Here is a 24,521-nt window from a genome sequence, read left to right as displayed (position 1 = left end):
AAGAAAAGGAAGAGTATTGAATATCTCTTCCTTTTTGGCAGGCTAATTTGTTTTCTTTTCTTTAATAGACTTCACTAATTTAATCATTTCTGTCCGTATATCTTCTTTTTTAACATTTAATTTTTCCGCAATTTGTTTAATATCCATCCCATCTTTTTTCATTTTCAGTACATCATCGAGAGAAGTATTACTTTTTTGAGCGATGATTGTTAATACTGTGAGCTGACGTAAGCCTATGTTATACTCTTTCATTTTTTGTTTTAGTCCATCTGGTGTGGACTTTTGCATATTTGCTAATTTTTGCAGTAGTGCTTTTTTCGTTTCCTTATTCATATGATGCTTTTTCAATTTACTTGGATCTACACCGAAATGCTCGGCTGTTTTCTCCCAAGATTTATTTTGCTTATAGTAAGCTAAAACGTCCTTAATTTCTTTTTTACTTATTCTTGCAATGTGGGCAGCTTTCCAAATTTCATGTTTGTTATAGCCGAGTTTTTCGAGAGAATGCATTTCTTCCTCTGAGATTGGTTTATGATGATGCATTGTTACTTCTTTTGGCGGGGCAGCGGAAGCAGGGAAAACAGACACTCCGCATAATAATGCTGCCATAGTCATACTTACTGCGATTTTCTTATACATGTAAACTCCTCCTAGATGGGTAATGTGGAAAACTTACACATATCATTTCCATAAAATGTGAAAAACTTGTGAACACACCAAGTTTTTTTATTCACAACGAGAAATTAATTTTTTAACTGTTTTCCAACATAAAACATTGATTAATAGTGAAAAACTAGGTTATAATCGAAATTGAAAATCAATATCAATAACGGAATTATACATATAGATGAAAATAAGGGAGAGAAAAATATGACTACATATACTTCCATCGCAAACGTTATTAAAGAAAGACGTTCTGTGCGTACATTTACAGATAAAGCAGTAGAAAAAGAGCTATTAATTGAACTATTAAACGACGCAACATGGGCACCGAATCATAAAAACCGTGAACCATGGAATTGTAAATTATACATTGGAGAAGGCCGTCAGAAATTAGTAGACGCAGTATTAAACTCTTTCACAGAAGAAGAAAGAGCAAAACGCGGCAAAATTTTATCTGACCGTTTCTTAAGCACACCTGCACAAATCGTTGTTTACATTAATGAAGATCCGCGTCAAATTCAACGTGACGAAGATTACGCTGCAACATGTGCATTTATGCAAAACTTCCAATTACTTGCTTGGGAGCGCGGCTTAGGATGTGTTTGGAAATCAGGTGGATTAAACTATAATCCACTATTTATAGAAGGAATCGGTTTAACAAGAGGTCAACGCATCATTGGAATTCTTCACATCGGCTATTTCGATAAAGCACCAGAAGGAAAAGCTCGTACGCCGATTACGGAGAAGATGGAGATTATTGAGGGTTAATTGGAAAGAGGCATTCTCGTTTTTGCGGGGGTGTCTTTTTATTATGCAATCAATCCTCATGAAAGCTTGTTCCCCATCATACACTTTCTTAAGGGAAAGTGTAAGGAGGGAAAATAATGAGAACAAGTGACGATAAAGCACTGCAATATGCGATTGCGGAAATTACGGAAATTGCGACTGGATTTGGGCTTGATTTTTATCCGATGCGTTATGAAGTATGTCCAGCGGAAATTATTTATACATTTGGTGCATATGGGATGCCGACGAGGTTTTCACATTGGAGTTTTGGAAAGCAATTTTTCAGAATGAAATTACAATACGATTTGGGACTTAGTAAAATTTATGAACTCGTTATTAACTCTGATCCATGTTACGCCTTTTTATTAGATACGAATTCTTTAATTCAAAATAAACTAATCGTAGCGCACGTTTTAGCGCACTGTGATTTCTTTAAAAATAATATTCGTTTTTCGAATACGAAGCGAGACATGGTAGAAAGTATGGCTGCGACAGCGGATCGTGTGAAAGCATATGAGCATAAGTACGGAAAGGCAGAGGTAGAAACATTTTTAGATGCCGTACTTGCCATTCAAGAACATATTGACCCGTCACTTATGCGCCCGAAACTTGCATGGAGTATTGAAGATTTAGAAGAGGATGTAGAAAAGAAAAAGATATCACAGTACGATGATTTATGGAATTTAGATGATCGAAATAAAACACGAGAACGACCTAATATGCATAAAAAGAAGAAAATCCCTCCGCAACCAGAAAAAGATTTACTCCTCTTTATTGAAGAATACAGCCGTGAGCTAGAAGAGTGGCAGCGCGACATATTAACGATGATGCGCGAGGAAATGTTATATTTCTGGCCACAGCTTGAAACGAAGATCATGAATGAAGGCTGGGCTTCCTACTGGCATCAACGCATACTTCGTGAAATGGACTTAACATCTGGTGAAGCAATTGAATTTGCGAAATTAAATGCAGGTGTCGTACAGCCATCAAAAACAAGTATTAATCCGTACTACCTCGGTATTAAAATGTTTGAAGATATTGAAGAACGCTACAACAATCCGACAGAAGAAATGAAAAGGCGTGGTGTGAAGCCTGGTTCTGGTCGCGAGAAAATCTTTGAAGTACGGGAAATTGAATGGGATGTATCGTTCCTAAGAAACTATTTAAATAAAAAACTTGTAATGAGAGAAGATATGTACTTATTCCAGCGCCAAGGAAAAGAATATAAAGTAATTGATAAAGAGTGGGAACATGTACGCGATCAACTCGTAAATATGCGCACAAATGGAGGTTTCCCGTACTTAGTAGTAGAAGATGGAGACTACTTAAAGAATGGGGAATTGTACATTAAACATAGCTATGAAGGAATCGAGCTCGATTTAAAATACTTAGAAAAAGTATTACCGTATCTTCATCAGCTATGGGGAAGAACGGTGCATATGGAGTCCATTGTGGAGAGTAAGGGCGTTGTGTTTTCTTATGATGGGAAGATGGTGCATCGGAAGTATGTGTGATGGAAAGAACGGACATAGAATACTGTGTCCGTTTTTTTTATTTGGAACAAAGTTAAATATGCTATTCTTGAAGAAAGGGAGTTATATATAGAAATGGAGCAATTCAAATGAGCAAAATAGGGGTATGCAAGGTGGATATTACGCCGCCTTTAGGTATTGATTTTATCGGATATCATAGAGATACAGGAATTAATAATATTGAAGAGCGTATTTACGGGACGGTCTTTGTGTTTGAAAAAGATGAAATGAAGACTGCGTTTATAAGCATTGATAATATCGGGATGTTAGTAGAAGATACGAATATTATTCGTGAACGAGTAGCGAGTGAGCTTCATGTGCCAGTTGAGCGAATAACAGTTGTTTATACACATACACACTCTGGTCCGGAAACAGTCGGTGATCATTATTTAGTAAAGTCGTATAAAACGATTTTACTAAATAATGTAGTGCAGGGTGCTGTTGCTGCAAATAACAACATGAGGTCATGTGAAGTTGGATGGGGTGTTACGACAGGTGATATTGGAGTAAACCGAAGAGAACGGACGCCTGATGGAAAAGCAAAGATGGGCATAAATATAGAGGGTATTGTAGATAAACGAATTGGTGTTTTAGCGATGAGAAATGCTGAATCAAAGGAGTTAGCTGGGATCGTTGTATTTTGCACTGCTCATCCAAATGTTTTAAAAGGAGATAGCGATGTATTATCAGCGGATTATCCTGGAATGACGAGAGAGATTCTGGAGAAAATATTAAACTGTCCTGTTATTATTGTTCAAGGTGCCACTGGAAATGTGAATGCGAAGTATCGTGGTTCACAGGAGGCATTAAAACAAATGGCTTACGTACTCAGTGGACATGTATTAACGATATTACCAACAGTTACATATAGCACGATTGTAAATCTAAGAACTATTTCGACGATGATGCAAATGAAGTTAAAGGATATTCCAGAAATTGAAGAGCTAAAAAGAATGGCCCAATTAGCTGAGAAGCAGTGGGGTGTGAATACTGAAGAATGGCTTACTATCGTTTTAGATAAGCATAGGAAAAACATTCAGCAGTTAAGTATTGGTTTAGAAATTCAATTGTTTCAAATTAATGACGGGATATTCTCTGGAATACCGATGGAACCTTTTTCAGAAACTGCTTTAGAAATGAAAGAGAGTCTTCAAAATGAACTAGCTTTCTTTGGTGGCTATACGAATGGATATATTGGTTACTTACCGACAAAAGAAGAGTTTGCATATGGTGGGTATGAAGTGGAATTAAACCCTGTCGTGTATGGGCCGGTTACAAATTTGTTGATGCCGCCAGCAGAGAATACGGCAGAGTTGATCGTGCAGAGAGTTATGGAATTATATAATATATAAAATATGGGTATCTCATATATTTAAAACAAAATTTAAAGGAATCAATGATTTTAATCAACTGTAAAAAACGAATCCATTTTGATTAGTCTTTTTCAAAATAGATTCGTTTTTTATATGGAGTTTTTGGTTACCAAACAGGTCGTATGCTCGATGATAATTTTCCTGTATTTTCTTTAGTAACGAATGTTGTTAAATCCTCTTTAAGCATTTGCATTCGTTCTGCACCTATATTTGCAATCCATCGTTGTTCTATTTCAGCTACTATTTCTTCTTTTGCTTTCATTACTGCTAAACCACGCTCGGTTAAAACAATGATTTTACCTCTTTTATCAGTAGGGTGCGTTTGGCGTGTGACATAACCACTGTTCTCAAGAGAATCTACCATTTTACTTATGGCTTGTTTTGAAACCCCTAAATATTCAGCTAGTTCTATACCGGTTGCTCCATTAGGAAGGATGCGTTTGAACATAAAACCATGCGCTGGCCTAATATCTTCAAATCCCAATTCACTTAATTTGTCATGTAGTTCAGTAATTAATGTGCTGAAGGATAATGATAAAAGTGAAGTGAGATCTAATTCGTTAAATGTTTGATGATCCATATAAATAACCTCCTTACCTATAGTCAATTAAATTGACTATAGGTAAAATCTATTGTACTATACGAGATATAGTCAATCAAATTGACTATATCGTAGTGGTAGAACAAATAATGATTTATATAAATAGAATCAATGGAGGTTTCACATGGTTAATATCGTTAAAATTAGAGGGAGTGTATTTGCACCGTATGCTTCGCTGAAACCTATTAAGGATCCTGCAACAGGAAGAGTGTTCGAATATGCCGGAGATGCACGTGAATTTACACCATACGCTGTAAATACAAAGCGTTCAAGATTAGAACAAGAAGTGAATATTGATTTTTATAAAAGAGAAATTTTCACATATGCAGATGCTTGTATCGTTACTGTGAAAATTACAAATCCAGATGGCTCAATTGAGTATCAAAAAGGAGAAACAAGTACAGAAAACATTGCATGTACAAATATTGTATGGAGTGAAGATGAAGTTTCATTTGAAATGAGAGCAAGTGCAAGTAATCCGTTAAACGCGGCAGCACCTGCAGCTGATTATTTTTTGACTATACGAGTTAATGAAAGTGGTACTGTGCATGTTGAAGGTGTACATGATGGTTTCCCTTGCTATGAATTTTATAAACAAATAGACTTTGGTTCATTTGAATTAATATATACACATGATTTCAGAGAAACGGGTGATACCCCAGCAGCACTAGCTGGAGAAATGGAATATAGCTTTAAAACGACAATCTAGATATAAATATAGCGCTATTTTTAAGAAGGAAGTAGCTAAAGCAAAAGAGAACGCTATTGATTATGGGAGCGAAATTGTGGTCTGTTTTACTCAATATTATGCAGTATCTAAAATAAAATTATAGAGGTGTTTCTTATGACTAATATCGTTAAAATTAGAGCCAGTGTATTTATTCCAATGTCTTGGACTGAAGCTAAGAAGGATATGGAAACAGGAAAAGTAATCCAATTCGAAGGTGATTCACGTGAATTTACACCACATGCGGTAAATACTATGCGCTCTAGAGTTGAGCAAGAGGTAGTAGTGGACTTTTATAAAGAAGAAGTGTTTTCATATGCAAACACGGGTATTACGACAGAGAAGATTACAAATCCAGATGGTTCTGTGAATAAAAGAACAGGAAAAGCGAGTACTGAAAATATTGTGTGTACTCATATTGCATGGAATTCTGATGGTGTCCAATTCAAAATGAGTGCCAGTGCAAGTAATCCATTAAATATATATGCACCTCCTGTGGATTATTTATTAACTGTATGTGTTAAAAAGGATGGTAGTATCGATATTCAAGGAGAGCATGATGGATTCCCTTGTTATGAATTTTATAAACAAGTAGATTTTGGTTCATTTGAACAAATTTATACACATGATTTTAGAGAAACTGGTGATACAGCTGAAGCTTTAGGTGGAGGGATGGATTATAGTTTTACAAAGAGATTATAGGAAGTATGATAATAAAACGGTTGATTCTTTCGTTCGTAAATGAAATGAATTTTTTGTAGTAGATATATTGTATTAGTCATAGTATCCCCATGTTTGAAGCTCGTATAGTTACAAATATGGGATAAAAAGAAATGTGAGGAATGTATATGACAGTGAAAATTAGAGTTTATTCTGATTTTATTTGTCCATTTTGTTTTTTAGCTACTGCCCCTTTAGATGGGGTTGCAAAGGAAAAAGATGTAGAAATAGAATGGATGCCACTTGAATTACGCCCTATCCCGCATCCTAAAGTTAATCCATGGACATTGCCTTATGTGATAGAAGCTTGGAGCTCGTTCATTCATTCTACTGCTAAAAAATTAGGAATAGAAATGAAATCACCTCGTTTATCGCGTCCGTATACGCACTTTGCATTTGAAGGTTATTAATTTGCAAAGGAACAGGGAAAAGGAAATGAATTTCATCATAGAGTATTTGTTGCATTTTTTCAAGAAGAAAAAATATTGAAGTGTGAACAAAACTGGCGGAGGAAGTAGGCCTTTCGCATGATGTATTTAAAGAGGCATTACTATCACGAAAATACCGAGAAATACATCAAGAAGCTATAAAACATGCTATGAAAGAAGTAGAAATTCAGGCTGTTCCAACGTTCGTTATTGGTGACGAAGTTATTCAAGGGTTTGTTAACAAAGAGAGGTTAGTAAATGTTTGGTCATAATAAAATCGTTTAAAAATTAATAAAGTTATTCAATTTCTTCTGATGGCAATAATAAAGTAATTTAAAAGTGAAAATATTTGTTTGAAAAATACGGTTACTCATTTGCGATAGTTACGTACCATGAAACAACTAATTACACTGTCTACAACTGAAATTCTCTTTGATTTCGAATGCCTTACAAACAAAATATTAGCACAAATGTTCGTGTGACGTTATAATTATAAGTATCTTAAAATTAAAGGAGGTCTTGCCTTATGAGTCAAAGAATTTCCTACTATGGTGTTGCACCTGATGGCATGAAAATTATGATGGATATGGAGAAGTACACTAAGAAGTCTACAATTAATCGAATTACTAGAGAACTTATAAAGATTAGAGTCTCTCAAATTAACGGTTGTGCTTTCTGCATAGATATGCATACATCCGATGCTCGTAAGATGGGTGAAACCGAACAACGAATTTATTGTTTGAATGCTTGGAATGAATGTGATTTTTATACACCTGAAGAGAAAGTTGCTCTTGAACTATCTGAGCATATTACTCTAATTCCTACTAAAAGAGTTCCTGAAGACCTATATAAGCGAGTACGTGAACACTATGACGAGAAACAATATGTTGACCTTGTTTTGGTAATCAATCAAATCAACAGTTGGAATAGAATTTCTATTGCAATGGGAAATACAGCAACTAAAAAATAATTGCTCTCAACGAACGGAAAATAAGAATAAAATTAAAGATGTTTAAAAAATCACAATACGGTCGTTTCATTTTTCTTTATTACGCAGTTATCATAAACTGTGACATAACCAAAGTTATAAAAGTTATTGTTTCATCCTTTATAACTTTTATAATAATATTATCTTGAAACACGAAGGGACTGAACTATGCGCAGATATCAATATCTTGACCCCAAAATAAAAACATAATGGAGGTAAAAATATTGATTACAGAACTACAAACCGAAAGATTAGTTTTAAGAAAAATGAAAGCATCAGACTCAGCTAGCATGTTTACAATTTGGTCTGATCCAGAAGTTACAAAATTTATGAATATCAATAGTTTTACTGATGAAAGCCAAGCGGTAGATATGATTGAAATGCTTGATAAGCTATCTCGGGAAAACAGAGCTATTCGTTATTCGATAATTGAATTAGAATCAAATGAAATTATCGGTTCTTGTGGTTATAATTCATTTGATTTCAAAAACGCCAAAGCAGAAATTGGTTACGATATTAGTAAAGCTTTTTGGGGTAAGGGATATGCGCCAGAAGCCATTCTCTCTTTAATGGATTATGCGTTTAGTACTTTAGAATTCAATAGAATAGAAGCAAAAGTTGAATCTGAAAACATTAATTCAATAAAAGTCTTACAAAAGTTAAACTTTACATTCGAAGGGACAATGAGAAAGTGTGAAAAATCTAATGAAAAGTTTATTGATCTAAGTATTTATTCAAAATTAATAACAGATTAACTTATATTGCTTAGCCTATATTCCTTAAAATGTAGGCTATTTTTATATCTTCTATTTCAAAGTTTAAATAATTTAATAAGTCGAACAGTATTTGTCTACACTTCATTATAAACTATACACTACCGTATTTTTAAACAACTTTGTTATTGAAATGGAACAGTTTAACAGCGTAGCAATGCGGATTCACACCCTTAAAATTAAACAACTTTATTATTATTAGTCAGTAAAGGCTGTCGATCAAGAGTTAGAAAAGGGTAAAGAGAATAAATTAGATGGACTACAATGTAGTGCATTTTTACTATACCCTAGAAGGTTTTACAAAAAACAAACCGCTTTACAATATACCCTTAAGGGTATATGATATTATACAAAGTTACAAAGTAATGTATAATATAGTTATAATTACGGAGGTGGTTTACAGTGGAATATAATCAAGATATGAAAAATAGATTGAAACGTATTGAAGGTCAAGTTCGTGGTGTGCTTCGCATGATGGAAGAGGGAAAAGATTGCCGAGATGTTATTACACAGTTAACTGCATCCCGTTCTGCGCTAGATCGTACAATTGGACTCGTTGTGGGAACAAATTTAGAGCAATGTTTGCGCGAGCAGTTTGAAAAAGGTAATGGCTCAAATGAAGAGTTAATTAAAGAAGCTGTTCAATTACTTGTAAAAAGCCGATAATCTGTCAAACATATGTGTTGACAGATTTTCAAAAACATTTTAATATACCCCTGCAGGTATAAGTGTAATGATTAGGGAGGAAATGATTATGAGTATAAAAGTGGATACGAGTTTAGACTGTAAAGGATTGGCTTGTCCGATGCCAATTGTGAAGACGAAAAAGGCGATGGAAGGGTTGGCAGCAGGGAAAGTTATTGAAATAGAGGCGACGGATAAAGGTTCTACGCTAGATATACAAAGTTGGTCAAGTAAAGTAGGGCATCAATATATTGGAACGAAACAAGAGGGAGATATATTAAAGCATTATGTACGAAAAGCCCACGAAAATGAAGTAAATGAAGTTGTGAAGTATCCTCATACAATTACGAATGGGGAATTGCAAAATATATTATTAAATGGTGAAGAGTGCACTGTATTAGATGTTCGTGAAGAAGCAGAATTCGTCTTTGGTCATATTCCATCCGCAATTTCGGTGCCGTTAGGTGAATTAGATAGTGCTATGTTAGAGCGTGCGAAACCTATTTATGTTGTTTGCCGAACTGGTAATCGTAGTGATATAGCGTGTCAAACGTTGAAAGAAAAAGGTTTTTCAAACGTGAAAAATGTCATTCCAGGTATGTTAGAGTGGCAAGGGAACATGGAAAAATAAATTTTTTTAAACGAAAATATACCTATGGGGGTAATTGAATGGTCGCTAAGATGTTACAAGCAAAAGATGTCGCAGAGAAAGTTTTATTCGGAGAGTTATTTATTTTAGATGTTCGTAATGAAGCGGATTATGAAGAGTGGAAAATTGAAGGGAAACAAATCTCTTCTATAAATAAACCGTATTTTGATTTATTAGATGGTGTAGAACATATTGTAGATGAATTACCGCGGGAGAAAGAGATTTTAGTTGTATGTGCGAAAGAGGGCTCTTCTCAGTTTGTCGCAGAGCAATTGTTAGATGCTGGTTTCAATAATGTTCTTTATTTAGCTGGTGGGATGAAAGCTTGGAGTGAGTATGTGAAGCCGGTAAAGGTAGGGGATGTACAGGGCGGGGGAAGTATATATCAATTTAATCGTCTTGGAAAAGGCTGCTTATCTTATATGGTCGTTTCAAATGGTGAAGCAGCAGTCATTGATGCGGTGAGAACGATTGAGGCGTACGAAGATTTTGCAAAAGAACACGGAGTTACTATTACGAATGTAATGGATACACATCTACATGCAGATCATATTTCAGGTGGGCGTAAGTTGGCTGAAAAAGTTGGTGGTAAGTATTGGTTACCTCCAAAAGATGCGGAGGAAGTTGTTTTCTCGTACGAACCGCTAGTAGAAGGAACTGTTATTACGGTAGGGGGTACCCAAATTAATATTGGCGCGTTATACTCACCGGGGCATACGATTGGAAGTACATCATTTATTGTAGATGAGACGTATTTATTATCAGGTGACATTTTATTTGTAGATTCAATTGGTCGTCCCGATCTTGCCGGGAAGGCGGAAGACTGGGTGAGTGATTTACGAAATACATTATATAAGCGCTATAAGGAATTATCTCAAGAGTTAATTGTTTTACCAGCTCATTACTCAAAAATAAGTGAAATGGATGAAAATGGGATCGTGAGTGCTAATTTAAAACAATTGTTTGAAGTGAATGCAGGATTAAATATTAAAGATGAGAATGAATTCCGCAAAATTGTAACGGAGAATCTACCACCTCAGCCGAATGCTTATCAAGAAATTCGTCAAACGAATATGGGGAAAATCCATCCGAGTGTGGAAGAAGAGCGTGAAATGGAGATTGGTCCAAATCGTTGTGCAGTTCATGATTCATTATAAAATAACAAACTGGAGGAATAGATGATGAATATAAAACAAGTATTAGATGCGAAAGATTTAGCATGTCCGATGCCGATTGTAAGAACGAAGAGAGCGATGGATACTTTACAATCTGGAGAAGTGCTAGAAGTACATGTAACAGATAAAGGGTCGGTAAAGGATATTCCAGCATGGTCAAAAACAGGCGGTCATGAAATAGTAAAGCATAATATAGAAGACGATGTGCTGAAGTTTTGGATTAAGAAGGCGTAGTGAAGAACTAGTTTTGTAAATGCGGAGAGGGTGGTTATATGAATACAATATTAAGTACGCTTTTCATTGTACTTGCTGCATGGTTTGTTATTTCGCGTTTGTTACCGGTGAAAGATGTTCAAAATATAAATGGAAAAGAATTAAAGGGTATAGTGGGAAAAAAGGGAAAACAATTTATCGATGTTCGTACAGTAGGTGAATATAGAGGAAATCATATGAAGGGGTTTCAGAATATCCCGCTAAATGAGTTAGCTAGTAAAGTAAATCAGTTAGATAAAAATAAGGAAGTAATTGTTATTTGTCAGAGCGGGATGAGAAGTAAGCAAGCAGCAAAAGTATTAAAAAAATTGGGGTTTCAGCGCATTATAAATGTTTCAGGCGGTATGAACGCTTTGTAAGGGGGAAAGTAGTATCGGGTGTAGCTAGATAATTTGAGCCTTTTAATAATTTTTTAAATACCCCTATAGGTAATTAGGAGGAGAATATCATGGAACAACAGAAGAAAACGACGATTGTTTTATTTAGTGGAGATTATGATAAGGAGATGGCAGCTTATATTATTGCAAATGGTGCAGCGGCGTACGATCAAGAGGTGACTATTTTTCATACTTTCTGGGGTTTAAATGCCCTTAGGAAAGATGAGCATGTGAAAGTGAAGAAAACGTTTATAGAGAAAGTGTTTGGAAAAATGATGCCGCGCGGCGCTGATAAGATGGGATTATCAAAAATGAATTTTGCTGGTATGGGGCCAAAGATGATTAAAGGCATTATGAAGAAGCATAATGCGATGCCTTTACCAGATTTAATTGATATGGCGAAAGAACAAGGGGTTAAGCTTGTAGCTTGTCAAATGACAGTAGATTTATTAGGGTTAAAAGAGGAAGAGATTATGGAAGGGGTAGAGTTTGCAGGAGTAGGTGCATATTTAGCAGATGCTTCGGATGGGAATGTGAATTTATTTATTTAAATCACCTTCTTTTTAGAAGGCGGGGGATACAATATGAGTTTAACAGTACTACTTTTTATTATTGGGTTTATAGGCTCGTTTATTTCAGGAATGGTTGGGATTGGCGGGGCAATTATTAATTATCCGATGATCTTATACATTCCGGTATTGTTAGGGTTTGCTGGATATACATCACATGAAGTGAGTGGTATTACAGCGATTCAAGTATTCTTTGCAACTTTTGCAGGCGCGTGGGCGTACCGGAAAAGTAACGATATGGATAAAACGTTAGTTGTGTATATGGGAGCTAGTATATTAATAGGAAGCTTTGTAGGAAGCTTTAGTGCAAATCTATTAAATGAGCATGCTGTAAATGTTGTTTATACAATATTAGCTACTATTGCGGCTGTTATGATGTTTATACCGAAGCGAAACGACTGTAAAGATTCAGAAGGACCTATGTATAATAAATGGCTAGCTAGTATGTTAGCGTTGATTGTAGGAAGTGTTTCCGGCATTATTGGGGCTGGTGGTGCATTTCTTTTAGTCCCGATTATGCTAGTTGTTTTAAAACTACCGATACGTACGACAATAGCAACCTCTATTGCTATTACTTTTATTTCCTCGATAGGAATTACTACTGGGAAAGTGATTACTGGACAAATAGTTGTTATTCCGGCTCTTATCGTTGCGATAGCAAGTTTATTTGCCGCTCCGCTTGGGGTGAGAGTAGGGAAGAGAGTGAATCAAAAAGTTTTGCAATACGTATTGTCTACTTTAATTGTAGGAACTGCGATAAAGATGTGGGTTGATATGATATCGAAATAAAAAGATGGTGCTCTTGTAGCACCATCTTTTTATTTACGCCCAAATAACTTTCATTAAGTTCTTATATTCATCGTTTGCCAGTTTATATAGCATTCTCGTATGTTCAAAGACAAGTGCGGGATTAAAATTTGGTTCTGAGAATGCAAGAGATGTTGAAATATCAATTGCATTTTGTTTGTTTAGCGTGAATTTTGCAAATCGATAAGATGTGTTTAATTCATTGATGACATGTAAAATGTCATTTTTTGATGTTGAATCAGGTACAAGAGCAACATTGAAGCAGTATATATCCACAGCAGGATGTTCGCTTTGGAAAGCAGCGATAAGTTGAATTTTTGCGCCAGCTTCTGTTTCTAATCCTACTGAAAAATGTACCGAACCATCATTTTCATCTATATTTTCTTCCATGTATATATCGTTTGATTTTAAGTACTCTTTAAAATCTGAAATGTTATGTTTTACTGCAGCTTTCATATGTATGAGCCCCCTGATAATTGGAATAGATTACTACTATTTATTATAATTTAAAAATATTAAAAAAGATAGTTGGAAAGTTCTGATTTTTTTATTTTGAAAGCATTAAAAAGAAGCAGTGCTCTACCTCCATAGAGCACTGCTTCACTTTATTCATTGTCATTAGACGATGTTTCTGTATCTTCACTGTTATTCTTATTTTGAGTTTCATCGTTACTTGATTCGCGTTCACTCGTATTTTCAGACTTAGATTCTTTTGTTTTCTCTGGGCTTGTTTTTTTCGAATCAGAATCAGATTTTGTATAGGCAGGTAGTCCAAGGTGACTACGAAGTTCGTTTGTAACATTAGCTAATTCTTTTTTATCTGGATTGTAGTAGTAAGTTCGGCCACCACCAGATGACTTACTACAAGTATCATCACCTTTTGCCATGTAACAATCTTCACCTTCAATTTGTAATTTCTCAATTGAAGAATCTGCACCATATTTATAGAATGAAAGCATATCGTCGAATGTTAAGTTTGTAACGAATTGTCCGTTAATATCATCAATGATGTTACCAACTTTTGTTACGGATCCAACGCTTGTTAGTTTCTTTAAAATGGCTTCGATAACGAGTTGCTGACGTTGACCACGCATCGCATCACTATCAACGTGTCGTGTTCTAGCAAGAGCAAGAGCTTCTTCACTATTTAACTTTTGAACACCTTTTTTCAGGTGAATTGCATCGGCGTTATCATTACTATCTTGTTCAGTAAATTCAACTGGTACATCAACTTCAATGCCACCTAAATCATCAACGATTTTCATGAATGATTTAAAGTTGAATTTTACAAAGTAATCGACAGGAACATTCATTAATTTTTCAACTGCATCAATACTTGCTTGTGGTCCACCATCTTTTCCGTTTTTGGTAGCACCGAATGCATGAGCGTGTGTAATTTTATCTTTTTTCTTTTCTACTGGAATATAAGTATACGTGTCTCGTGGAATACTTAATAGTTTTACAGTTTTGCTATCTTTATTAAACGTTGCAAGTAATAGTGCATCCGTTCTTATAGCTTCACCATATTCTTTCCCACGGACATCGCTTTCATCAACACCCATAATTAAGACAGATACATTATTCGTAATAGGTTTTACAGCTTTATCACGCAAATCAGATTTATCACCGCGCGCTAAATCGTGAGCGGCATTTCGAATAGCAGAAGATGCTTTATTTACTAAAAACCAAGTATAACCGCCACCTATTATTAAAAATAATAAAATAACGCTTATAATAATTTTTGTTTTTTTCTTACTATTTCTCGGTTTAGTTCGTGTATTTTCTTGCAAAGATGGGTTTTGCTCCATTTCTTGTACTCCTTCATTTGAATTGAAATACGACACTCATATCCACTTATTATAATGAAATTTAGCGAAAAAAAACATTACAAATCATTTACATTTCGTAAAAATTCAATTTATTTATAAAAAGTTAGATTTTCTATATTTTATTTTTAAGATGTAGAACAAGTATAATGTGTTTTAGTAGAAATGAAAATACGTATTGTGAGAAAGTGATAGAGAAGTAAGATTTGTTGAAATATAGCCAAGAAGAAGCGGTTAGCTTTAAAAGCATTTCTTATATAATAAAGAAGGATTTTACGGATGAAGGAGAGAGCGTAATGAATCATACACCATTCCGAGCAATTGTCGTGAAAGAAAAGGAAAATAATCAATTTGAAAGAAAGCTTGTTGAGAGAGAAGTAAATAGTTTACCTGAAGGAGACGTATTAATACGTGTTCATTATTCTTCATTAAATTATAAAGATGCCCTTTCAGCTACTGGTAATAAAGGTGTAACGAGAACATATCCTCATACACCTGGCATAGATGCAGCGGGAGAGGTAGTTAGTAGTGAAAATAACGCCTTTCAGGAAGGCGATCAAGTTATTGTAACTGGGTATGATTTAGGTATGAATACTTCTGGTGGTTTCGGAGAATATATTCGCGTGCCATCATCTTGGGTTGTTCCTTTACCCAAAGAAATGTCTTTGAAGGAAAGTATGATGTACGGGACAGCCGGTTTTACAGCTGCCTTATCGGTATATAAGCTCATTAGAGCGGGAATTACACCTAGTATGGGAGATGTTTTAGTAACGGGTGCTACGGGCGGAGTAGGCAGTGTAGCAGTTAGTATTTTAGGGAAGCTAGGATATAGCGTAGTAGGGGCAACAGGGAAAATGGAAGAGAAAGAGATGCTGCTACGTTTAGGTGCAAAAAAGATGATTCGCCGTGCGGAGTTGAGTGATGAATCAGGAAGACCGATGCTTAAAGGAATATATGCTGGGGTTGTCGATACTGTAGGCGGGAACATGTTAGAAAGTTCTTTAAAGGTAGTGAAGTATGGAGGCTGTGTAACAACGTGTGGTAACGTAGCAGGGCATGAATTAAATACAACTGTATACCCATTCATATTACGAGGGATTAGCCTTTTAGGAATAGATTCAGTTCAATGTCCAGTAGATGTGAGAAGAGAAGTGTGGGCATTGCTAGCCGGTGAGTGGAAAAACTCAGAGCTATTATCTTATACAGAAGAATGTACATTAAAAGAATTAGATGAGAAATTTACACTTATACTGCAAGGAAAGTTAAAAGGAAGAACGGTTGTAAAGGTGAAATAAAAAAAGAGACGCTCAAATTAGCGTCTCTTTTCTATTATAATGATTGTTTTAAATTTACTTTTCCTTGTTCACCTAAAACGCCATCAGCAATATTTACAGCGTGATCACCGATACGCTCTAAGTTACTTACCATATCAACGAAAATGATGCTTGCATCACCTGAACAGCTACGTTCGTTCAGACGTAATACATGACGTTTACGAAGAACACGTTCCATTTGGTCAATTTTACGTTCTTTCGCAATAACCGTTTGAGCTAGTTCAGTGTCGAAGTTTGTTAAAGCATTGATTGCATCTTGTAATGTTGAAATTGTTAATTCAAGCATTTCATTTAATTCAGCTAGTGCCTCATCTGATAGTGAAACGCGGTTTGAAATTTGGAAATCTACAAGTTCTACTAAGTTTTCTACATGATCACCGACACGTTCAATATCTCCAACAACACCTGCTAGAACTGAATGCTTTTCAGAGTCTGTATGTGAAAGTGGTTTTTCTGATAGTAAAACTAAATACTCGGTAATTTTTTTATCTAAATTGTTAATAGCTGCTTCTAATTGCGTAGCCATATCAGCGTGTTTCTTTTCTTGTGTATTTAAAAATTGGTTTGCTTCTTTTAATCCTTGTAAAGAAAACTCAGCCATGCGAACAATTTCTTTTTGCGCTTCTGTTAGTGCGATAGCAGGAGATTGTTCAATAAAGATTGTATTTAAATGTTGCGGTTTGAAATCAATAGCAGAATCTTCGCCGCGAATAAGTTTTGTTACAATCCATGCTAATACAGCGATGAATGGGAATTGAATAAGTGCATTTGTTACGTTAAATGTTCCGTGGGCAAATGCGATTGTCATTTCTGGATTTAAGTTTAATGATGTTTGGAAATATTGAATTAAACTTGTAAATGGTACTAATAAAATCGTAAAGATTATTGTACCGACGATATTAAAGATAACGTGAACTAATGCTGCACGTCTTGCTGCAATAGAAGTACCAATTGCTGCTAATACAGCTGTAATTGTTGTACCGATGTTATCACCGAATAATACAGGAAGGGAAGCTTGTAAATCGATTGCACCCTGGCCAAATAGTTCTTGCAAAATACCGATTGTCGCACTTGAACTTTGTACGATTAAAGTGAAGACTGTACCAACAACGATTCCTAAGATCGGGTTATCACTCATACTAACCATTAATTCTTGGAATGACTCTAAAGAACGAAGAGGTTTCATACCTGCGCTCATTAATTCTAAACCGAAGAATAACATACCAAATCCGAATACGACTTGACCTAAAGACTGTACTTTTTTATTTTTAAAGAAGAATAATAAGATTGCTCCAACTGCCATAATTGGAAGAGCGTATTCTCCGATTTTAATTCCGATAATAAATGCAGTAACTGTCGTTCCAATGTTCGCACCCATAATAACACCGATTGCTTGTCTTAATGTCATAAATCCGGCACTTACAAGTCCGACTGTTAAAGCGGTTGTTCCTGAACTTGATTGAATTAATACTGTAACTAACATACCTGCTAGTACACCCATAAGAGGGTTTGTTGTAAAACGATCTAGAATATCGCGAAGACGATCTCCGGCTGCTTGTTGCAGTCCATCGCCCATGTATTTAATCCCGAATAAGAAAATACCTAATCCACCAATGAACTGGAAGATCATATCTTGAATATTGTATTCCACGCATTCCACTCCTTAAATTTCATGTACGATGTAATTATTAACTAAACCTTGAGGCACTGTAAACGGTTTATTAGTAAAATTTACACTAAATTTACAAAGTGATAAAAAGTTTACAAATCTTTAAAGAAACACCTGGATTTAATTGGTTTTTTAGGTGATATATCTGATTGGTTTGTAAAAAAGTCGCATTTGTCACACTATTTTTGGATAGTAAAAATAGGAGAGATAAACTATCCAAATTGGATGTGCTAAGTAAAGGTTCACCTTATTTATAATAATAGTTCTTTGCATATTTTTTGATTAAAGTTAGAAAAATATGTGGGGGAAATGGGGAGGTTTGAAATGAATGTATTAAATGAAAGTAAAAAACGATTAAATTATTTTAAACTGTTTTCTTTTGAGATGCCCGCAACAATAAAAAAGAGCAATTCGCATATGAATTTGCTCTGCTTTTTTATGTTAAAAACTTTCGGTGCTTTGCATTTTAACAATTATGCAAAGTGTTTTTTCTTTATTTAGAATCGTCATTATGCTCCATAGTTATGACGACATTTCCCTTCTTATGTCCTTTTTCAACATATATGTGAGCTTCAATAATTTCCTCAAAAGTGTATCGCCTATCAATGACCACTTTTATTTTACCGTTCTCAACAAGTTCTTTAAGGAAATTTAATGCTTCGGAAGTTTCAGGTGCGTTTTGACTTAATATGAGTTTCACGCGACTTGTCAATTTAGTCCAGAGCATTTGAGCACTTGGTAACGGTTCAACGATATTTATATAGGTACCATCTTCCTTTAACATTTTAATGCACTCTGAAAAGGGACTCCTGTTTACCGCTTCAAAGATAACATCATAAGTTTCGTCTGTAGTAGAAAATTTTTTTGTGGTGTAATCAATTACTTCGTCAGCTCCTAGAGATTTGACCAATTCTAAATTGGAGCTACTGCACACACCTGTAACTGTTGCGCCGAAATACTTGGAAATTTGTACTGCATAACTTCCGACACTTCCAGAAGCTCCGTAAATAAGAATGTTTTGACCGCTTTGAACGTTAGCTTTCCTAAGGAAAAACAAAGCTGTACGTGCTCCAATTGGGATGGCTGCGGCTTCTTCATAGGATATATTGGAGGGCTTCATGCACACTGCTCCACCTTCAGGTAGACAAATATACTCAGCATAAGAACCAAAATTCACTTGGGTAGCTGCAAAAACTTGGTCTCCTTTTTTAAATCGTGTGACGTCTTTTCCTATCGATTCAACTTCACCAGCTAATTCCATTCCGAGTATTTGTTTTTTCGGTTGCTTAAAGCCAAGTGCGATTCGAGCGGGTAGCCAAACAGAAGAGGGAACCGTAAAACTTCGTGAGCGAATATCTCCTGCCGTTACGGTTGTCGCTTTTATTTTTACTAGTATTTCATTGTCCTTAGGAGCAGGTTTTTCTATCTCTTTCAGTTGAAGAACGTCGGGGAGACCGTATTTTGTGTACACTATTGCTTTCATTAATATTTCCTCCAATTCGTTCTATATATTAATATCATACGAACAACATGAATAAATAGAACAGCGGTTCACTCTTCAATACAATGCAAAAAGCAGTGTGATTTTTTTAGGAATCCACTGCTTTTTACGAATGTGTATACATGATTTTTTGGTCCAAGTACTTCGAAAAAGAACCAATTAGCATTACCCAACGGCTTTTTCTTTTGTTTTATCCCCCTGTTTTTGCTTCCGTAAGCTTGTAATATAAATGAAAAGAAAAGCAATAAGTAACAGAGAGGAATAGCGATATACAGTTGCATAGTTGGTAAAGTGTGCAATGAATCCAAAAATAATCGCTCCAGCACCAATTCCAAGGTCAAATGCTGAGAAGAATGTTGCTGTTGCTACTCCTCGTCGGTGCGGTGCTACTCGGTCAATCATCCATGCTTGTAGTGCCGGTTGAATTGCTCCGAAACCACTGCCGTAGCATGCTGCGGCAATAATTAAACTCGGAATTGTAGTTGTATACGACAGCAAGATAATACCTGTAAACGTAATAATAACTCCTGGAATGATGACAAATGTATGGCCTTTCGTATCATATAATCTTCCAGAAAACGGACGAGTTACAGCGATTGCAAGTGCGTTAAATAAAAAGAAGAGACTGATATCAGCAATCCCGACTTCCGTAGCAAATATTGTGATAAAGCTCCCAATTCCCCCGTACATTAACGTAATACATAATATTAATAATGAAGGAAGTAAAGCTTTACGCTCAATAAATCCATCAAGAAAGGTACCAGATGTTTGCTGTGGTGGTTGCGGCGATTTTTTGATTTGAAGTAGTTTCGTTAATATTAATGAAACTATTGTGCATGAAAGTGCACATAAAAAAAGAATCGTGAAGTTATATGCTTGCATAAGCCAAAGTCCAATAAGTGGACCGAGCGCCATGGCAATAGTTCCAGAAAGACCGAAATACCCCATGCCTTCACCGCGGCGAGCTTGCGGAATTAAATCTGAAACGACAGTTCCGTATGTAGTCGTTGTAATACCAAAACCAGCGCCGTGTAAAATTCGAACGGCAAGCAATAGGAAAACGGTTGAAGCGAAAAGATAACTGCCCATAGCGAGTAAACAAATAGCGGTACCGATCATTAAAATGATTTTTTTGTTGAATTTTTGCAAGGCATTTCCAGTTAGCGGCCTAATAAAAAGTGCTGCAACGGTAAACATGCCGACAACGAATCCGATATTTGAACTTGTGCCCCCAATTTCTTTCACATAAACAGGTAAAGTTGGAATTAACATTTGAAATCCTAAAAACATACATAAGTTTGCTAGAATTAGCGCAATAAACTCTTTTGTCCATAACGGTTCTCGTTTTACGAGTATTGCCTCTCCCATATATTCATCCCCTATATAAAAGTTTTCCCGCTATTTGCGGGCAGTAAAACTCCCACCTCAAAATCCGGCTGGAGCAAAGAAGTTAGGTGGGAGATCAACTGCCCGTAAACGCCCGATTGGTGAAGGCTAATAATCAGTGGGGGATGAACAAAACCCCCACTGATTAAAGTTTCACTTTATCTCTGTTCTTTCGAGTATATGTATTGGTCAACGTAACAGTCAAGGAAGGTGCCTTGAAAACGTATAACAATTTTCGAGGCAAAAAAACTGACAAATTTGTGGAAAGACTACACAATTTTGAAAAAAAGATGTAAAGTATAGATGTATAGACTAGTAGTTGTTATGAATGATAGAAATTATTTTTTCTTTAAAGAAAGCGGATTCAAATGGTAGTGGACGAGAAGGGGATACATACTTTTTCACTACATATATTTGAAAAGGTTTACAATATGATGAAGAAAGAGGCGTGTACATATGAGACGATTAGGTATTTCTATTTATCCAGAACATTCGACAGTAGAGGAAGATAAAGAGTATGTAACATTAGCAAGTAAATACGGATTTACACGTGTATTCACATGTTTATTATCTGTAGATGGCGAGAAAAAGACAATTATAGAAGAGTTTAAGGAAACGATCTCTCATGCGAATGCATTAGGGTTCCAAGTATTAGTTGATATTAGTCCAGCTGTTTTTGAACAACTAGGTATTTCGTATAATGATTTATCGTTCTTCCATGAACTAGGTGCTTATGGTATTCGTTTAGATGTTGGTTTCTCAGGTTTAGAAGAATCAATTATGACATACAATCCATACGGCTTAAAAATTGAGATTAATATGAGTAACGGTACGAAGTATGTAGATAACATTATGAGTCATAGACCAAATCGTGAAAATTTAATTGGCTGTCATAATTTCTATCCGCATCGTTATTCAGGATTATCATACGATCATTTCATTAAATGCTCGAAACAATTTAAAGATTACGGTATGAGAACAGCTGCTTTTATTTCATCATTTGATGCAACATATGGACCTTGGCCAGTAACAGAAGGGTTATGTACGTTAGAGCAGCATCGTGAATTACCAATGACAACACAAGCGAAGCATTTGTTTGCGACAGAATTAATTGATGATGTTATTATTGCGAACGCGTATGCTTCAGAGGAAGAATTACAAGCACTAGGTGCATTAAATAAAGAGAAACAAACATTTGATATAGGACTATATGATACAACAACAGAATTAGAAAGAATTATTGTGTTAGACGAACCGCATTTTTATCGCGGAGATGTATCTGAATATATGATTCGTTCTACACAGAGTCGTGTGAAATATAAAAAAGAAGAGTTCAAACCGCATAATACGCGCGAAATTAAACGCGGTGATCTTTTAATTGATAATGAACAGTATGGTCAATATAAAGGTGAATTACAAATTGCTTTAAAAGATATGGTGAATACAGGAAAAACAAATGTAGTTGGCCGAGTTATAGAGGAAGAAATCTTCTTATTAGATTATTTACAAGCTTGGGATAAGTTTGGATTCACGCTAAAGAAATAATGAACGCGGGATAAAGTGAAGCTTTAATCAGTGGGAATTTAGTTCATCCCCACTGATTATTAGCCCACACCAATCGGGATAAAAGGGAAAAAACTACTGATTTCAGTGGCTTTTTCCCTTTTATATAAAGAGCGAGAGGAAGAGCTATGACAAAAGTGCATCAGCGATTAATTTCTATTTTAGAGGAGTTTTTAGAAGAGAAATCGATGTTAAATCGAGCTTTTTTAGCGAGCCGTTTACATGTATCAACGAAGACGATTCAAAAGGATATAAAATTATTAAATGATATGTTGGAAGAACACGGAGCGAAAATTGAATCACAAAGGGGGAATGGATACGAACTAGAAATTATAAAAACTAAGAAGTTTGAAGATTTTTGCGTAAATGTATTTCAAAAACAGACGGAAAAGATTCCCACTTCTTATGAAGAAAGAGTAGCGTATATTTTACAACGTATTTTAACGACAGATGGGTATGTGAAGCTTTCGCAGCTAGCGGAAGAGATTTATGTGAGTAAATCTACTGTAAACTTAATTATGAAAGATGTTACGGATATTTGTAGTCGCTATGAGTTACAGATTGAAAAAAGACCATATTATGGTATACGTATTGTGGGAGAAGAATTTAATATTCGCTCTTGTTTATCACAATATGGTTTACCACGTTATGACCATACTCCGTTTCATGAGAACTATGAGCAGACGGACACATATTTATCGTTACCCCATATTTCTCTCATCCGCTCGGTTATACTAAAGTATATCGAGGGAGGAACGATATATTTATCAGATATAGAAATTGATAATTTATCAATTCATATTGCGATTGCTTTAAAGAGATGCAGGGATGATCATTACATTCAAGCACTGCATGTAGAGGAATCTGAACTTATCATAAAGAAAGAATATAAAATTGCGAAACTGATTTTAGGAAATTTAGGGGAAGAGTTAAAACTTCAATTTCCAGAAGAAGAAATTTTATATGTGACGATGCATTTATTAAGTACAGCTGTTACAGCAAGAGATCGCTATGAAAATGTGGAAGGACTATTAGGGAAAGACGTATATGCATTCATGCAACATATTCTTTTCAAAGTAGCGGAAGAACGGAATCTTACTTTTTATTATGATGAAGAATTATTATTTGGTTTTGGTGTTCATTTAAAAACGTTATTAAATCGTTTGAAATATAAATTAAATACGAGAAATCCTCTTTTAGCAGAAGTGAAAAAAAATTATCCATATGCTTTTGAAATTGCAGTTCTCGTTGGAGATATAATTGGTGAATATACGGGTGAATCCATTCCAGAGAGTGAAATTGGTTATATTGCCATTCACTTTGGAGGGGCGATGAGCCGTTTGCAAGAAAATAATCAAAAGAAAAGATGTTTATTAGTTTGTGCGACTGGTCAAGGGAGTGCACAGCTACTGAAATATAAAATTCTATCACAGTTTCGAGATAAATTAGAGATTGTAGGTATTACAGGCTATTATCAATTGAAAGTAGAAGACCTTTATAAAGATAAAGTAGATTGTATTATTAGTACGATTTATATACCGAGTGGTTTGCCTGTACCAGTTATAAAAGTGAACTCAATATTTGATGATAAAGAGATTAAATCGATTGGTCAGCAGTTATTTACGCATGTGGATAATAGTGTGAAGCAATATGTTAAGGAAGATTTGATCTTCTTAAATCGTAGTGCTTCTACGAAAGAAGAGGTTATCCAGTTTTTATGTGAGAAAGCTGCTGAGAAAAACTATGTACCTGCAAACTTTTATGCTTCTGTTATGGAGAGAGAGAACACATCTCCTACAGCGGTTGGGAATTTAGTTGCGATTCCACATCCGATGCAGTTATTAAGTGAACAAACATTTTTGATGTTTTGTACACTTGATAAAGCTGTTGATTGGGGAGATAAGAAAGTACAAGTTATTATTTTATTTAGTGTGAAGCGCAATAATAATGAAGATTTACAAAAGCTTTATGATTTTTTATATGATATTATGTCTAGTCAGAATACGATAGAGAAATTAACTCAGGCTGAAGTAATTGAAGATTTCCAAGAGATATTATTATCTTTATAAGAAAAGTATATAAAAACTTCCGTTACATAACGGAAGTTTTTTATGTTT

At 35.2% G+C, this 24,521-nt stretch carries 24 protein-coding genes and 1 pseudogene; 18 read left to right on the top strand and 7 right to left on the bottom strand.

The genetic code is table 11. From position 1 onward, the window contains the following. Positions 1-42: 42 nt before the first annotated feature. The gene (locus ACE38F_RS23980) at positions 43-639 is read right to left on the bottom strand and encodes a hypothetical protein (protein WP_215555307.1); all 597 of its coding nucleotides are present in this window, start codon (positions 637-639) and stop codon (positions 43-45) included. Between the two features lie 231 nt (positions 640-870). Between ACE38F_RS23980 and ACE38F_RS23975 the strand changes: the two genes are divergently transcribed. The 3 genes from ACE38F_RS23975 to ACE38F_RS23965 all read left to right on the top strand — a co-directional run bounded on the left by ACE38F_RS23975 (position 871) and on the right by ACE38F_RS23965 (position 4,333). Beyond that, on the top strand, positions 871-1,431 hold the full coding sequence (locus tag ACE38F_RS23975; protein ID WP_341307635.1) for a nitroreductase family protein: 561 nt from the start codon (positions 871-873) through the stop codon (positions 1,429-1,431). A 116-nt stretch (positions 1,432-1,547) separates the two neighbouring features. Then, positions 1,548-2,963: a stage V sporulation protein SpoVR gene (gene spoVR / locus ACE38F_RS23970; protein WP_375371113.1), complete on the top strand. Its 1,416-nt coding sequence runs from the start codon at positions 1,548-1,550 to the stop codon at positions 2,961-2,963. Between the two features lie 107 nt (positions 2,964-3,070). After that, positions 3,071-4,333: a neutral/alkaline non-lysosomal ceramidase N-terminal domain-containing protein gene (locus ACE38F_RS23965; RefSeq protein ID WP_375371114.1), complete on the top strand. Its 1,263-nt coding sequence runs from the start codon at positions 3,071-3,073 to the stop codon at positions 4,331-4,333. A gap of 127 nt (positions 4,334-4,460) precedes the next feature. Here ACE38F_RS23965 and ACE38F_RS23960 read toward each other — a convergent pair whose 3' ends face one another. Continuing rightward, positions 4,461-4,934: a MarR family winged helix-turn-helix transcriptional regulator gene (locus tag ACE38F_RS23960; protein ID WP_078179826.1), complete on the bottom strand. Its 474-nt coding sequence runs from the start codon at positions 4,932-4,934 to the stop codon at positions 4,461-4,463. A 145-nt stretch (positions 4,935-5,079) separates the two neighbouring features. Between ACE38F_RS23960 and ACE38F_RS23955 the strand changes: the two genes are divergently transcribed. The 12 genes and pseudogenes from ACE38F_RS23955 to ACE38F_RS23900 all read left to right on the top strand — a co-directional run bounded on the left by ACE38F_RS23955 (position 5,080) and on the right by ACE38F_RS23900 (position 13,107). Continuing rightward, on the top strand, positions 5,080-5,664 hold the full coding sequence (locus ACE38F_RS23955; RefSeq protein ID WP_375371115.1) for a DUF3238 domain-containing protein: 585 nt from the start codon (positions 5,080-5,082) through the stop codon (positions 5,662-5,664). Between the two features lie 135 nt (positions 5,665-5,799). Beyond that, positions 5,800-6,384, top strand: a complete 585-nt coding sequence (locus tag ACE38F_RS23950) for a DUF3238 domain-containing protein (RefSeq protein WP_375371116.1) — start codon at positions 5,800-5,802, stop codon at positions 6,382-6,384. A gap of 146 nt (positions 6,385-6,530) precedes the next feature. Beyond that, positions 6,531-7,102 (top strand): annotated as a pseudogene (locus ACE38F_RS23945) (DsbA family oxidoreductase). A 254-nt stretch (positions 7,103-7,356) separates the two neighbouring features. Beyond that, the gene (locus ACE38F_RS23940; protein ID WP_375371117.1) at positions 7,357-7,800 is read left to right on the top strand and encodes a carboxymuconolactone decarboxylase family protein; all 444 of its coding nucleotides are present in this window, start codon (positions 7,357-7,359) and stop codon (positions 7,798-7,800) included. Positions 7,801-8,042: 242 nt separating this feature from the next. Beyond that, positions 8,043-8,573 (top strand): GNAT family N-acetyltransferase, encoded by a 531-nt coding sequence (locus ACE38F_RS23935; RefSeq protein ID WP_002159200.1) that lies wholly within the window; start codon positions 8,043-8,045, stop codon positions 8,571-8,573. A gap of 420 nt (positions 8,574-8,993) precedes the next feature. Beyond that, positions 8,994-9,257, top strand: coding sequence for a metal-sensitive transcriptional regulator (locus ACE38F_RS23930; RefSeq protein ID WP_002159198.1), 264 nt, complete (start codon positions 8,994-8,996; stop codon positions 9,255-9,257). Positions 9,258-9,345: 88 nt separating this feature from the next. Further along, positions 9,346-9,906, top strand: coding sequence for a sulfurtransferase TusA family protein (locus tag ACE38F_RS23925; RefSeq protein WP_341307629.1), 561 nt, complete (start codon positions 9,346-9,348; stop codon positions 9,904-9,906). Positions 9,907-9,944: 38 nt separating this feature from the next. Continuing rightward, entirely contained in the window at positions 9,945-11,081 is a 1,137-nt protein-coding gene (locus ACE38F_RS23920) for an MBL fold metallo-hydrolase (protein WP_375371118.1), read from the top strand. Positions 11,082-11,102: 21 nt separating this feature from the next. Beyond that, positions 11,103-11,333, top strand: a complete 231-nt coding sequence (locus ACE38F_RS23915) for a sulfurtransferase TusA family protein (RefSeq protein ID WP_341307627.1) — start codon at positions 11,103-11,105, stop codon at positions 11,331-11,333. A 38-nt stretch (positions 11,334-11,371) separates the two neighbouring features. Then, positions 11,372-11,731, top strand: coding sequence for a rhodanese-like domain-containing protein (locus ACE38F_RS23910; protein ID WP_215555317.1), 360 nt, complete (start codon positions 11,372-11,374; stop codon positions 11,729-11,731). An 89-nt stretch (positions 11,732-11,820) separates the two neighbouring features. Beyond that, entirely contained in the window at positions 11,821-12,300 is a 480-nt protein-coding gene (locus ACE38F_RS23905; RefSeq protein ID WP_375371119.1) for a DsrE/DsrF/DrsH-like family protein, read from the top strand. Between the two features lie 33 nt (positions 12,301-12,333). Further along, positions 12,334-13,107 carry a sulfite exporter TauE/SafE family protein gene (locus ACE38F_RS23900; protein ID WP_215555319.1) on the top strand — a complete coding sequence of 258 codons (774 nt, stop codon included), beginning with the start codon at positions 12,334-12,336 and terminating at the stop codon, positions 13,105-13,107. 33 nt (positions 13,108-13,140) lie between these two features. Here ACE38F_RS23900 and ACE38F_RS23895 read toward each other — a convergent pair whose 3' ends face one another. Next, entirely contained in the window at positions 13,141-13,581 is a 441-nt protein-coding gene (locus ACE38F_RS23895; RefSeq protein ID WP_002010734.1) for a hypothetical protein, read from the bottom strand. A gap of 149 nt (positions 13,582-13,730) precedes the next feature. Then, positions 13,731-14,933: an LCP family protein gene (locus tag ACE38F_RS23890; RefSeq protein WP_215555320.1), complete on the bottom strand. Its 1,203-nt coding sequence runs from the start codon at positions 14,931-14,933 to the stop codon at positions 13,731-13,733. A gap of 314 nt (positions 14,934-15,247) precedes the next feature. Here ACE38F_RS23890 and ACE38F_RS23885 point away from each other — a divergent pair, with 314 nt between their 5' ends. Next, positions 15,248-16,246: a YhdH/YhfP family quinone oxidoreductase gene (locus ACE38F_RS23885; protein ID WP_215555321.1), complete on the top strand. Its 999-nt coding sequence runs from the start codon at positions 15,248-15,250 to the stop codon at positions 16,244-16,246. 34 nt (positions 16,247-16,280) lie between these two features. On the opposite strand, the gene ACE38F_RS23880 is transcribed toward ACE38F_RS23885, so the two are convergent. The 3 genes from ACE38F_RS23880 to ACE38F_RS23870 form a co-directional block, all read right to left on the bottom strand. After that, a complete protein-coding gene (locus tag ACE38F_RS23880; RefSeq protein ID WP_341307625.1) occupies positions 16,281-17,936 on the bottom strand; it encodes a Na/Pi cotransporter family protein in 1,656 nt (551 codons plus the stop codon). 511 nt (positions 17,937-18,447) lie between these two features. After that, positions 18,448-19,437 carry an NAD(P)-dependent alcohol dehydrogenase gene (locus ACE38F_RS23875; RefSeq protein WP_215555323.1) on the bottom strand — a complete coding sequence of 330 codons (990 nt, stop codon included), beginning with the start codon at positions 19,435-19,437 and terminating at the stop codon, positions 18,448-18,450. 183 nt (positions 19,438-19,620) lie between these two features. Beyond that, a complete protein-coding gene (locus tag ACE38F_RS23870) occupies positions 19,621-20,823 on the bottom strand; it encodes an MFS transporter (protein WP_375371120.1) in 1,203 nt (400 codons plus the stop codon). Between the two features lie 474 nt (positions 20,824-21,297). Here ACE38F_RS23870 and ACE38F_RS23865 point away from each other — a divergent pair, with 474 nt between their 5' ends. After that, positions 21,298-22,386, top strand: coding sequence for a DUF871 domain-containing protein (locus ACE38F_RS23865; protein ID WP_375371121.1), 1,089 nt, complete (start codon positions 21,298-21,300; stop codon positions 22,384-22,386). Positions 22,387-22,532: 146 nt separating this feature from the next. Further along, entirely contained in the window at positions 22,533-24,473 is a 1,941-nt protein-coding gene (locus tag ACE38F_RS23860) for a BglG family transcription antiterminator (protein ID WP_375371122.1), read from the top strand. Positions 24,474-24,521 lie beyond the last annotated feature (48 nt).

The sequence above is a fragment of the Bacillus altaicus genome (assembly GCF_042136375.2).
GTDB classification, from domain to species: domain Bacteria; phylum Bacillota; class Bacilli; order Bacillales; family Bacillaceae_G; genus Bacillus_A; species Bacillus_A cereus_U.
This window is presented reverse-complemented; position numbering and strand designations above follow the sequence as displayed.

What these genes read in the sequence shown, in the direction of transcription:
- ACE38F_RS23980 (WP_215555307.1), bottom strand. Translation starts at nt 639, where the DNA reads ATGTATAAGAAAATCGCAGTAAGTATGACTATGGCAGCATTATTATGC.
- ACE38F_RS23975 (WP_341307635.1), top strand. Translation starts at nt 871, where the DNA reads ATGACTACATATACTTCCATCGCAAACGTTATTAAAGAAAGACGTTCT.
- spoVR (WP_375371113.1), top strand. Translation starts at nt 1,548, where the DNA reads ATGAGAACAAGTGACGATAAAGCACTGCAATATGCGATTGCGGAAATT.
- ACE38F_RS23965 (WP_375371114.1), top strand. Translation starts at nt 3,071, where the DNA reads ATGAGCAAAATAGGGGTATGCAAGGTGGATATTACGCCGCCTTTAGGT.
- ACE38F_RS23960 (WP_078179826.1), bottom strand. Translation starts at nt 4,934, where the DNA reads ATGGATCATCAAACATTTAACGAATTAGATCTCACTTCACTTTTATCA.
- ACE38F_RS23955 (WP_375371115.1), top strand. Translation starts at nt 5,080, where the DNA reads ATGGTTAATATCGTTAAAATTAGAGGGAGTGTATTTGCACCGTATGCT.
- ACE38F_RS23950 (WP_375371116.1), top strand. Translation starts at nt 5,800, where the DNA reads ATGACTAATATCGTTAAAATTAGAGCCAGTGTATTTATTCCAATGTCT.
- ACE38F_RS23940 (WP_375371117.1), top strand. Translation starts at nt 7,357, where the DNA reads ATGAGTCAAAGAATTTCCTACTATGGTGTTGCACCTGATGGCATGAAA.
- ACE38F_RS23925 (WP_341307629.1), top strand. Translation starts at nt 9,346, where the DNA reads ATGAGTATAAAAGTGGATACGAGTTTAGACTGTAAAGGATTGGCTTGT.
- ACE38F_RS23920 (WP_375371118.1), top strand. Translation starts at nt 9,945, where the DNA reads ATGGTCGCTAAGATGTTACAAGCAAAAGATGTCGCAGAGAAAGTTTTA.
- ACE38F_RS23915 (WP_341307627.1), top strand. Translation starts at nt 11,103, where the DNA reads ATGATGAATATAAAACAAGTATTAGATGCGAAAGATTTAGCATGTCCG.
- ACE38F_RS23910 (WP_215555317.1), top strand. Translation starts at nt 11,372, where the DNA reads ATGAATACAATATTAAGTACGCTTTTCATTGTACTTGCTGCATGGTTT.
- ACE38F_RS23905 (WP_375371119.1), top strand. Translation starts at nt 11,821, where the DNA reads ATGGAACAACAGAAGAAAACGACGATTGTTTTATTTAGTGGAGATTAT.
- ACE38F_RS23900 (WP_215555319.1), top strand. Translation starts at nt 12,334, where the DNA reads ATGAGTTTAACAGTACTACTTTTTATTATTGGGTTTATAGGCTCGTTT.
- ACE38F_RS23895 (WP_002010734.1), bottom strand. Translation starts at nt 13,581, where the DNA reads ATGAAAGCTGCAGTAAAACATAACATTTCAGATTTTAAAGAGTACTTA.
- ACE38F_RS23890 (WP_215555320.1), bottom strand. Translation starts at nt 14,933, where the DNA reads ATGGAGCAAAACCCATCTTTGCAAGAAAATACACGAACTAAACCGAGA.
- ACE38F_RS23885 (WP_215555321.1), top strand. Translation starts at nt 15,248, where the DNA reads ATGAATCATACACCATTCCGAGCAATTGTCGTGAAAGAAAAGGAAAAT.
- ACE38F_RS23875 (WP_215555323.1), bottom strand. Translation starts at nt 19,437, where the DNA reads ATGAAAGCAATAGTGTACACAAAATACGGTCTCCCCGACGTTCTTCAA.
- ACE38F_RS23870 (WP_375371120.1), bottom strand. Translation starts at nt 20,823, where the DNA reads ATGGGAGAGGCAATACTCGTAAAACGAGAACCGTTATGGACAAAAGAG.
- ACE38F_RS23865 (WP_375371121.1), top strand. Translation starts at nt 21,298, where the DNA reads ATGAGACGATTAGGTATTTCTATTTATCCAGAACATTCGACAGTAGAG.
- ACE38F_RS23860 (WP_375371122.1), top strand. Translation starts at nt 22,533, where the DNA reads ATGACAAAAGTGCATCAGCGATTAATTTCTATTTTAGAGGAGTTTTTA.